Source organism: Streptomyces sp. NPDC003027, from assembly GCF_053591435.1.
The window spans coordinates 1-9,209 of sequence record NZ_JBSFTU010000079.1 but is presented as its reverse complement, the minus strand read 5'-3'; the positions used below and the strand labels follow the sequence as shown (position 1 = coordinate 9,209).

The window sequence follows — 9,209 nt, the reverse complement described above, 5'->3', positions numbered from 1 at the left end:
GATCGCAAGGCGGAGGAGGGAGTCAACGCGGTGGGGGCACCGCCCGTGCCCGAAGGGCTACGGGGGAGTTGGCGACCGACGACAACGCGGCGAGGAGCCCCTCCCGTGCCCGAAGGGCTACGGGGGAGCGGTGCCAGGGCACGCGAGCCCGGCATGATCCGAACGAGAGGCCCTAGTGGCCCGACGTCGCCTTCAGGCCCACGACGGCGACCAGGAGCAGGCAGACGAAGAAGATACGCGCGGCGGTCGCCGGCTCGCCGAGGACCAGCATGCCGAACACCGCGGCGCCGGCCGCGCCGATGCCGACCCAGACGCCGTACGCCGTACCGATCGGCAGCGTCCTGGCCGCCTGCGAGAGCAGCACCATGGACGCGACGATCCCGGCGGCCGTGAAGACGCTGGGCCAGAGGCGGGTGAAGCCGTCGGTGTACTTCATACCGATCGACCAGCCGACCTCGAGCAGACCGGCGACGACGAGAAGAACCCAGGCCATGACGAACACCTCCGCGAGACGGATCAACAGGGGTGCGTCGTCTTTGCGTTTCCTGCGGGAGGAGGCCCGGTACGGCGCGTCTCGTCGGGTGGGACCAGCCTAGCAAAAGGCAGACAAAAGACCTGGTGACGACGGTCACCAGGTCTCGTTGCTCCGTGCGGGGCCTCGGCTGCGGCTAGAGGTACAGGCCCGTGGAGTCCGTGGTCCCCTCGAACCGGTCCGCCGCCACCGCGTGCAGGTCGCGCTCCCGCATCAGTACGTACGCCACGCCCCGGACCTCGACCTCGGCCCGGTCCTCGGGGTCGTACAGGACCCGGTCGCCGGTCTCGACCGTACGGACGTTCTGGCCGACGGCGACCACCTCGGCCCAGGCCAGCCGGCGGCCGACGGCGGCGGTGGCCGGAATCAGGATGCCGCCGCCGGAGCGCCGCTCACCCTCGGGGGAGTCGGTCCGGACCAGGACACGGTCGTGCAGCATCCTGATGGGCAGCTTGTCGTGGGTGTTCTCGCTCACGCCTCGAACCTACCTGTCCGGGCGTGTCGGCCCTACCTCGGGAGGGGTCATCCCTTGCGCTTGCGGGAGGACATCGCGAGCAGCCCGACGAGGGCCACGGCGACCAGGGCCACCGGGACGACCCGTTCCAGGCGCGGGGCGCCGTCTTCGTGGGTGAAGCGGGCCTTCACGTCGGACACGGTCCGGTTGACGGCGACGAACGCGCGGCCGGCGGTGTGGTCGACCGTCGAGGCGACCTTCGCCTTCGCGTCGCCGATGATCGTCTTCGGGTGCATCCGAATGCCGATCTCGTCCAGGGTCTCGGCGAGCTGGTCGCGCCGGCGGACGATGTCCGCCTCGATCTGCACAGGGGTCCTGGCGTCCGACACCGCGCTGCCTCCGTCGTCGTCTCGGTTCGTTGACGGACAGTCTGTCAGCTTTGGCCCCGCCGAGTCGTCCCCGACCCCCATTAGGCTCTAGCCGCGTACGCGTACATCCCCCGAGGAGAGCCATGAGCGAGCGACTTCAGCCCGGCGACACCGCCCCCGCCTTCACCCTGCCCGACGCGGACGGCAACGAGGTCTCGCTCGCGGACCACAAGGGCCGCAAGGTGATCGTCTACTTCTACCCCGCGGCCCTGACCCCCGGCTGCACCAAGCAGGCGTGTGACTTCACGGACAACCTGGAGCTGCTGGCCGGTGCCGGCTACGACGTCATCGGCGTGTCGCCGGACAAGCCGGAGAAGCTGGCGAAGTTCCGCGAGCGGGAGTCCCTGAAGGTCACGCTGGTCGGCGACCCGTCCAAGGAGGTCCTGGCGGCGTACGGCGCCTTCGGTGAGAAGAAGCTGTACGGCAAGACGGTGACGGGCGTCATCCGCTCGACGATCGTCGTCGACGAGGAGGGCAAGGTCGAGCGCGCGCTGTACAACGTGAAGGCGACCGGCCATGTCGCGAAGATCATCAAGGATCTGCGGATCACCGGCTGAGGTCCTCACCGCACGTGACGGTCGGTACCTTCGCGCTGATCCTGTGCGTCGCCCTGGTCGGCGCGCTCCCGGCGTTGGAGACCGCGCGGCAGCCCCTGGAGGGTTCGCCGCCGTCGGTGGAGACCGAGGAGGAGGCGGCGGAGCTGGTGCTCGCGCAGGCGCCCGAGCCGAAGTTCTGACGCTCCCGCCTGCGTGTCGGTCCCGCCCACTACGATGGGCGCGCAGCGCACGCGGCCGTGGTGGAACTGGCAGTCACGCTGGGTTTAGGTCCCAGTGGGGTAACACCCGTGAGGGTTCGAGTCCCTCCGGCCGCACCGCACACCGAAGGGCCGCACCGGACAGGTGCGGCCCTTCGGCGTACGCGGCTCGGGACGGGCGCGTCTTCCGGCGTACGCGGCCCGCCGAACGTCCGAGCGCTGGTCAGCCCAGCAGCTCGCGCACCACCGGCACCAGCGCACGGAACGCCTTCCCCCGGTGGCTGATCGCGTTCTTCTCCTCCGGCGTCAGCTCCGCGCACGTCACCTCGTACCCCTCCGGCTGGAGGATCGGGTCGTAGCCGAAGCCGTTCGTGCCCACCGGCGCGTGGCGCAGGGTGCCGGGCATGCGGCCCTCGACCACGCGCTCCGTGCCGTCGGGCAGGGCGAGGGCGGCCGCGCAGGCGAAGTGGGCGCGGCGGTGGGGGTGGTCGATGTCGGAGAGCTGGGCGAGGAGGAGTTCGAGGTTGGCGCGGTCGTCGCCGTGGGTGCCGGACCAGCGGGCCGAGAAGATCCCGGGGGCGCCGTTCAGGACGTCGACACAGAGGCCGGAGTCGTCGGCGACGGCCGGCAGGCCGGTGGCCCGGGCCAGGGCGTGGGCCTTGAGGAGGGCGTTCTCGGCGAAGGTGACGCCGGTCTCCTTGACGTCGGGGATCTCCGGGTACGCGTCCGCGCCGACGAGGTCGTGGGGCAGACCGGCGTCGGCGAGGATCGCGCGGAGTTCGGTGATCTTTCCGGCGTTGCGGGTGGCGAGGATCAGACGGGTCATGGGCTGATTATCCCGGGGTGCAGACCTTGCCGATCTCGGTGGCCGCGTCGGTGACGGGCTTGATGTCGGGCGTCGCGTCGCCCTGCTCGACCGAGGTACGCACGGTCTCGACACCCTTGCCGAGGTCGTCGACGGCCTTGGACAGATCGGCGTTGTCGGTCGTGTCCTTGAGCTTGCCGAGCTCCGTGGAGATCTCGTCGAGGGCCTCGTTGAGCTGGGTCGGGTCGTTGGTCGCGTTCGACGCCGCCTGCTGCAGCTTGTCGACGCTCGTGGCGATGGCCTCGGCGGCGGCGACGCAGCCCATCGCCTTGTCGAGGGCTCCACAGCCGACGAGTGCGGTGAGTGCGGCGGCGGTGGTCACGGCGAGTGCGAGTCGGCGCTTCACGTCAGGTCCTCCCCTGGTGTACGGAACGGGCGCGCGGTTCGTGCCGGGCGCCCGTGTCCACGGAGACGCCCGGCCGGGCGTCCGTGGTTGCCACAACTGCTACAGCGTGCCTTCGAGGGCCTTGCGCTGGATCTCGGCGAGCTCGGCGCAGCCGCCGGAGGCGAGGTCGAGGAGCGCGTTGAGCTCCTTGCGGTCGAAGGGCTCGGCCTCGGCGGTGCCCTGGACCTCGACGAAGCGGCCGTCGCCGGTGCAGACGACGTTCATGTCGGTCTCGGCGCGCACGTCCTCCTCGTAGCAGAGGTCGAGGAGGGGGGTGCCGTCGACGATGCCGACGGAGACGGCGGCGACGGTCCCGGTGAGCGGCTTGCGGCCGGCCTTGACGAGCTTCTTGCCCTGGGCCCAGGCGACGGCGTCGGCGAGCGCGACGTAGGCGCCGGTGATGGCGGCGGTGCGGGTGCCGCCGTCGGCCTGGAGGACGTCGCAGTCGAGGACGATGGTGTTCTCGCCGAGCGCCTTGTAGTCGATGACGGCGCGCAGGGAGCGGCCGATGAGGCGGGAGATCTCGTGGGTGCGGCCGCCGATCTTGCCGCGGACGGATTCGCGGTCGCCGCGCGTGTTGGTGGAGCGGGGAAGCATCGAGTACTCGCCGGTGACCCAGCCCTCTCCGCTGCCCTTGCGCCAGCGCGGGACGCCTTCGGTCACGGAGGCGGTGCAGAAGACCTTGGTGTCGCCGAAGGAGATGAGGACGGAGCCCTCGGCGTGCTTGCTCCAACCGCGTTCGATGGTGACGGGGCGGAGCTGTTCGGGGGTACGGCCGTCGATACGAGACATGGGACGAGCGTAGTCCCCTGTTCCACCGGCCCGGACCGGGACGGCGAAGGGCCCGTTCCCCTGCCGGAACGGGCCCTGCTTCAGGTGAGCGGGTGGCTCACATCATGTCTTCGATGTCGGCGGCGATCGGGTCGGCGTCGGTGCCGATGACGACCTGGATCGCGGTGCCCATCTTCACGACGCCGTGGGCGCCGGCGGCCTTCAGCGCGGCCTCGTCCACCTTGCTGGGGTCGACGACCTCGGTGCGCAGGCGGGTGATGCAGCCCTCGACCTCTTCGATGTTGTCGATGCCGCCGAGCCCGGCGACGATCTTCTCAGCCTTGCTGGCCATGTGTTTCTCCCTGTCCGTTCCGTTCGGAGAACGTAAGTCCCGGCGCACCCACGGTCCGCTTTGTCACGGTAACCCACGGTTGGCCCAACTTCGCGAGCGGGTGCAGTGGTTCTGCCGAATGATGACGATCACCGGCGCCCTGCCCTCGGCGGGCCCCGGGGAGCCTATCGCAACTGGTCTACACCAGTGTGCAACGTGAGCCGGGGCGCGCTCGTTCCGGAACCAGGGAGGACGCCGATGAGTAGCGACAGCGCCGCCGCCGCACCGAGGAGGAAGAACTGGCGGAACGGCCTCTTCCAGGGGCTTCAGAAGGTGGGGCGCAGCCTGCAGCTCCCCGTCGCCGTGCTCCCCGCGGCCGGTCTGCTGGTCAGCCTGGGCAACCTCTTCTCCGCCTATCTCCACGGCGCCTTCTGGGACAAGACCTCCAACGTGCTGATGAAGGGCGGCACGGCGATCCTGGACGGCTCGTTCGGCCTGCCCCTTCTCTTCTGCATCGGTGTGGCGATCGGCTTCGCCAAGAAGGCGGACGGCTCCACGGCGCTCGCGGCGGTGGTCGGCTTCCTCGTCTACTTCAACGTCCTCAAGGCGTTCCCGCGCGAGGGCACGGTGACGGCGGACATCCCGGAGGGCGTACCGCAGAATCCGGGGGTGCTCGGCGGCATCCTGATCGGCCTGCTCACCGCGGTCATCTGGCAGCGCTACCACCGGACGAAGCTGGTCGACTGGCTGGGCTTCTTCAACGGGCGCCGGCTGGTGCCGATCATGATGGCGTTCCTCTGCGTCGTCCTCGGCGTGCTGTTCGGGCTGCTCTGGGAGCCGGTCGGTGACGCCCTGACCTGGTTCGGCAAGCAGCTGATCGGCCTCGGCGCGTGGGGCGCGGGCATCTTCGGCGTCGCCAACCGGCTGCTCATCCCGATCGGCATGCACCAGTTCCTGAACACCTTCTTCTGGTTCCAGGCGGGCGAGTTCAGGAAGCCGGACGGCACCGTGGTCCAGGGCGACCTGACGCGCTTCTTCGCCGAGGACCCGACGGCGGGCCAGTTCATGTCGGGCTTCTTCCCGATCATGATGTTCGGCCTTCCGGCCGCCGCCCTGGCCATCACCCACTGCGCCCGCCCGGAGCGCCGCAAGGAGGTGGCGGGGCTGATGGTCTCCGTCGCCCTCACCTCGTTCGTCACCGGTGTGACGGAGCCGCTGGAGTTCTCCTTCATGTTCGCGGCGCCGCTCCTCTACGGTCTGCACGCGCTGCTGACCGGTGCCTCGATGGTGATCACCTGGGCGCTGGGGGCGCACGCGGGCTTCAGCTTCTCGGCGGGTCTGATCGACTACGTCGTCAACTGGCACCTCGGCACCAAACCGTGGCTGATCATCCCGATCGGTCTGGGCTTCGCCGTCGTCTACTACCTGGTCTTCCGCTTCGTGATCACGAAGTTCGACGTCCCGACGCCGGGCCGCGAGCCCGAGGAGGTCGAGGAGGAGATGGAACGGGACATCACGAAGCCATAACCGGGCGACCCCGGAAAAGGCCCTCGGACCGCGCGGTCCGGGGGCCTTTCGCCGTGCGCGCGCGGCCGTCGCGCGGCTATGGCACGGCCCACAGAATTCGCAGGTTCCTTATCTAAGTCTCACGTGCTAAAACTGGTCTACACCACTCATTGGTGTAGACCACGCGGTCCAGTCCACCGCGTTCCACGAGACGCCGCCGTCACCCCCTTTTGCCCTGTCCTCTGGCGGCGCCTTGCCTTACTGGAGGAAGTATGAGTACGGCCACCGCCCAGGCCGCCGCTCCCGCGAAGAAGCGCGGATCCGGCCTGTTCCAGGGCCTGCAGAAGGTCGGTCGCAGCCTGCAGCTGCCGATCGCCGTACTGCCGGCCGCGGGTATCCTGCTCCGTCTCGGGCAGGACGACGTCTTCGGCAAGGACGGCCTCGGCTGGGGCAAGGTCGCCACGGTCTTCGCCTCCGCCGGAGACGCGGTCTTCGCCAACCTGCCGCTGCTCTTCTGCGTCGGCATCGCGATCGGCTTCGCGAAGAAGGCCGACGGCTCGACCGCCCTCGCCGCGCTGGTCGGCTTCCTCGTCTACCAGAACGTCCTCAAGGCGTTCCCGGTGACGGAGGCCGTGGTCAACACGACCGCCAACGAGGGCGTCGACGTCGCCGCGACCTACAACGACCCGAAGGTCTTCGGCGGCATCATCATGGGTCTGCTGGCCGCCGTCATATGGCAGCGCTACCACCGGACCAAGCTCGTCGACTGGCTCGGCTTCTTCAACGGCCGCCGTCTCGTCCCGATCATCATGGCCTTCGTCGGCACCGCCATGGGTGTCCTCTTCGGTCTGGTCTGGGAGCCGATCGGCAACGTCATCACCGGCTTCGGCGAGTGGATGACCAGCCTCGGCGCGGTCGGCGCCGGCATCTTCGGTGTCGTCAACCGTGGCCTCCTGCCCATCGGCATGCACCAGTTCGTGAACACCGTGGCCTGGCAGGAGATCGGCTCCTTCAAGGACTCCGCCGGCGCCGTCTGGCACGGCGACCTGCCGCGCTTCTTCCACGGTGACCCGACCGCCGGTCAGTTCATGTCGGGCTTCTTCCCGATCATGATGTTCGCCCTCCCGGCCGCCGCCCTCGCCATCACGCACTGCGCCCGCCCCGAGCGCCGCAAGGCCGTCGGGGGCATGATGCTCTCCCTCGCGCTGACCTCCTTCGTCACCGGTATCACCGAGCCGATCGAGTTCGCGTTCATGTTCATCGCCCCGGTGCTGTACGTGATCCACGCGGTGCTGACCGCCGTCTCGATGGCCGTCACCTGGGCCCTCGGCGTCCACCACGGTTTCAGCTTCTCGGCCGGCGCGATCGACTACTTCCTGAACTGGAACCTCGCCACGAAGCCCTGGATGATCATCCCGATCGGCCTGGCCTTCGCCGCGGTCTACTACGTGGTCTTCCGCTTCGCGATCACCAAGTTCAACCTCCCCACCCCGGGCCGCGAGCCCGAGGAGGAGATCGAGGACCTCACCAAGGCGTGAGCCTCGCGCGACCGCGTACGAAGGCCCCCGGAACCGTGCCAGGTTCCGGGGGCCTTCGCCGTACGGGTGGGAGCGGTCAGATCTCGTAGACCGCGCCCGGGTACGCCAGTTCCGCCGGCCCGTCGTAGACCGCGCGCGCGTCCGCCAGGTTCTGGTCGGCGTCCGTCCAGGGCGGGATGTGGGTCAGCACCAGCCGGCCCACCGCCGAGCGGGCCGCCTCCGCGCCCGCCTCGCGGCCGTTGAGGTGGAGGGCCGGGATGTCCTCCTTGCCGTGGGTGAAGGACGCCTCGCACAGGAAGAGGTCCGTGCCGGCCGCCAGTTCGTGCAGCGCGTCGCAGACACCCGTGTCGCCGGAGTACGTCAGGGAGCGGCCGCCGTGCTCGATCCGGATGCCGTACGCCTCCACCGGATGGCAGACCTTCTCCGTACGGACGGAGAACGGGCCGATCTCGAAGGAGCCCGGCTTCAGCGTCCGGAAGTCGAAGACCTCGCTCATCGACTTGTCCGAGGGCGTGTCCGCGTACGCCGTGGTCAGGCGCTGCTCGGCGCCCTCCGGGGCGAACACCGGAAGGGCGTCGCAGCGGCCGCCCTCGTGGCGGTAGTAGCGGGCGACGAAGTAGCCGCACATGTCGATGCAGTGGTCGGCGTGGAGGTGGCTGAGGAAGATGGCGTCGAGGTCGTACAGACCGCAGTGGCGCTGCAGCTCGCCCAGGGCGCCGTTGCCCATGTCGAGGAGCAGCCGGAAGCCGTCGGCCTCTACGAGGTAGCTCGAGCAGGCCGAGTCCGCGGACGGGAACGACCCGGAGCAGCCGACGACGGTGAGCTTCATGGAGCGTGAACCTCCGTGGAAGGGCGTCCGTGGACGGTGCGGGGACAGTCGCTGGGGGAGTCACTGAGCAGTCACTGTGGGGGAGGTCGTGCGATCTGACGAGCGTAAGGCGCGACAGCGCCCGTCGCTCCTTGTGGGTGGCGCGTTGTGGGCGAACTCACGGGCGCTGTCACCGGTTCGGATGGACCTGGGGGCGCGTGAGCGCGGGAGGCCGGCCGCCGGTAACGTCGTGGGGTATGGACACGTCCTGGTGGCCGGCGCTGATCGCGGTCGTGGTGATCGCCCTGATCGTGGCGCTGACGGACGGCTGGAAGCGCTCGGGCTCCCGGCCCGGGGGCCGTACCCGGCCGCCCGCGCGGCCGGAGACACGGGCACGGCCCGGGCGACTGCCGCGGGCCGGTGAGATCTGGTGGGCCGACGTGCCCTACGAGGACGGCCCGGGCTCCAAGGACCGGCCCTGCCTGGTGCTCGCGCTGCGGGGCGACAGCGTGCTGGTCGCCAAGATCACCAGCAGGTACCACGACGACCGGCCGGGCGTGATCGCGCTGCCGCCGGGGTCGGTGGGCGACGCGCGGGGGCGGCCGAGCTTCCTGGAGACGGACGAGCTGCGGGAGGTCCCGGTGGGGGCGTTCCGCCGCAGCGTGGGAACGGCGGACCCGGTCGTCTGGGACCAGGTCCGCCATCTGGCGTGAGCGGTGTGCGGAGAGGGGCCGCGGGTCTTTCGTTCGGATCATGCCGGGCTCGCGTGCCCTGGCACCGCTCCCCCGTAGCCCTTCGGGCACGGGAGGGGCCCCCACGCCGCGTTGTCGTCGGTCG

Annotated in this window: 13 protein-coding genes, 1 tRNA gene and 1 riboswitch; of the genes, 6 read left to right on the top strand and 8 right to left on the bottom strand. The window is 69.9% G+C overall.

What is annotated here, in order from left to right:
* Positions 1-172: 172 nt before the first annotated feature.
* The 3 genes from ACWDX6_RS30520 to ACWDX6_RS30510 all read right to left on the bottom strand — a co-directional run bounded on the left by ACWDX6_RS30520 (position 173) and on the right by ACWDX6_RS30510 (position 1,375).
* Positions 173-493 carry a DMT family transporter gene (locus tag ACWDX6_RS30520; RefSeq protein WP_451488109.1) on the bottom strand — a complete coding sequence of 107 codons (321 nt, stop codon included), beginning with the start codon at positions 491-493 and terminating at the stop codon, positions 173-175.
* A gap of 31 nt (positions 494-524) precedes the next feature.
* Positions 525-598, bottom strand: a riboswitch (guanidine-III (ykkC-III) riboswitch).
* Positions 599-668: 70 nt separating this feature from the next.
* Positions 669-1,007 carry a GroES family chaperonin gene (locus tag ACWDX6_RS30515; protein ID WP_403294433.1) on the bottom strand — a complete coding sequence of 113 codons (339 nt, stop codon included), beginning with the start codon at positions 1,005-1,007 and terminating at the stop codon, positions 669-671.
* 47 nt (positions 1,008-1,054) lie between these two features.
* Entirely contained in the window at positions 1,055-1,375 is a 321-nt protein-coding gene (locus ACWDX6_RS30510; RefSeq protein WP_451488108.1) for a DUF3618 domain-containing protein, read from the bottom strand.
* A gap of 122 nt (positions 1,376-1,497) precedes the next feature.
* On the opposite strand from ACWDX6_RS30510, the gene bcp reads away from it, so the two are divergent.
* From bcp to ACWDX6_RS30495, 3 genes are all read left to right on the top strand, one after another.
* On the top strand, positions 1,498-1,971 hold the full coding sequence (bcp, locus tag ACWDX6_RS30505; protein ID WP_451488107.1) for a thioredoxin-dependent thiol peroxidase: 474 nt from the start codon (positions 1,498-1,500) through the stop codon (positions 1,969-1,971).
* Between the two features lie 14 nt (positions 1,972-1,985).
* Complete coding sequence (locus ACWDX6_RS30500) at positions 1,986-2,150, top strand: hypothetical protein (RefSeq protein ID WP_451488110.1); 165 nt, start codon at positions 1,986-1,988, stop codon at positions 2,148-2,150.
* A 51-nt stretch (positions 2,151-2,201) separates the two neighbouring features.
* Positions 2,202-2,285: transfer RNA gene (locus tag ACWDX6_RS30495), tRNA-Leu, on the top strand.
* Positions 2,286-2,391: 106 nt separating this feature from the next.
* Here ACWDX6_RS30495 and rdgB read toward each other — a convergent pair.
* The 4 genes from rdgB to ACWDX6_RS30475 form a co-directional block, all read right to left on the bottom strand.
* Entirely contained in the window at positions 2,392-2,994 is a 603-nt protein-coding gene (gene rdgB / locus ACWDX6_RS30490) for an RdgB/HAM1 family non-canonical purine NTP pyrophosphatase (protein WP_451488106.1), read from the bottom strand.
* A 7-nt stretch (positions 2,995-3,001) separates the two neighbouring features.
* Positions 3,002-3,379, bottom strand: coding sequence for a hypothetical protein (locus tag ACWDX6_RS30485; protein WP_451488105.1), 378 nt, complete (start codon positions 3,377-3,379; stop codon positions 3,002-3,004).
* A gap of 99 nt (positions 3,380-3,478) precedes the next feature.
* On the bottom strand, positions 3,479-4,210 hold the full coding sequence (gene rph / locus ACWDX6_RS30480; RefSeq protein WP_356889723.1) for a ribonuclease PH: 732 nt from the start codon (positions 4,208-4,210) through the stop codon (positions 3,479-3,481).
* Positions 4,211-4,307: 97 nt separating this feature from the next.
* Entirely contained in the window at positions 4,308-4,541 is a 234-nt protein-coding gene (locus tag ACWDX6_RS30475) for a glucose PTS transporter subunit EIIB (protein ID WP_093660495.1), read from the bottom strand.
* A gap of 237 nt (positions 4,542-4,778) precedes the next feature.
* On the opposite strand from ACWDX6_RS30475, the gene ACWDX6_RS30470 reads away from it, so the two are divergent.
* Entirely contained in the window at positions 4,779-6,047 is a 1,269-nt protein-coding gene (locus tag ACWDX6_RS30470; RefSeq protein WP_451488104.1) for a PTS transporter subunit EIIC, read from the top strand.
* Positions 6,048-6,298: 251 nt separating this feature from the next.
* Entirely contained in the window at positions 6,299-7,564 is a 1,266-nt protein-coding gene (locus ACWDX6_RS30465) for a PTS transporter subunit EIIC (protein ID WP_451488103.1), read from the top strand.
* Between the two features lie 76 nt (positions 7,565-7,640).
* Here ACWDX6_RS30465 and ACWDX6_RS30460 read toward each other — a convergent pair whose 3' ends face one another.
* Entirely contained in the window at positions 7,641-8,393 is a 753-nt protein-coding gene (locus ACWDX6_RS30460; protein WP_403294424.1) for an MBL fold metallo-hydrolase, read from the bottom strand.
* 236 nt (positions 8,394-8,629) lie between these two features.
* On the opposite strand from ACWDX6_RS30460, the gene ACWDX6_RS30455 reads away from it, so the two are divergent.
* Positions 8,630-9,085, top strand: coding sequence for a type II toxin-antitoxin system PemK/MazF family toxin (locus ACWDX6_RS30455; protein WP_451488102.1), 456 nt, complete (start codon positions 8,630-8,632; stop codon positions 9,083-9,085).
* Positions 9,086-9,209: the final 124 nt, after the last annotated feature.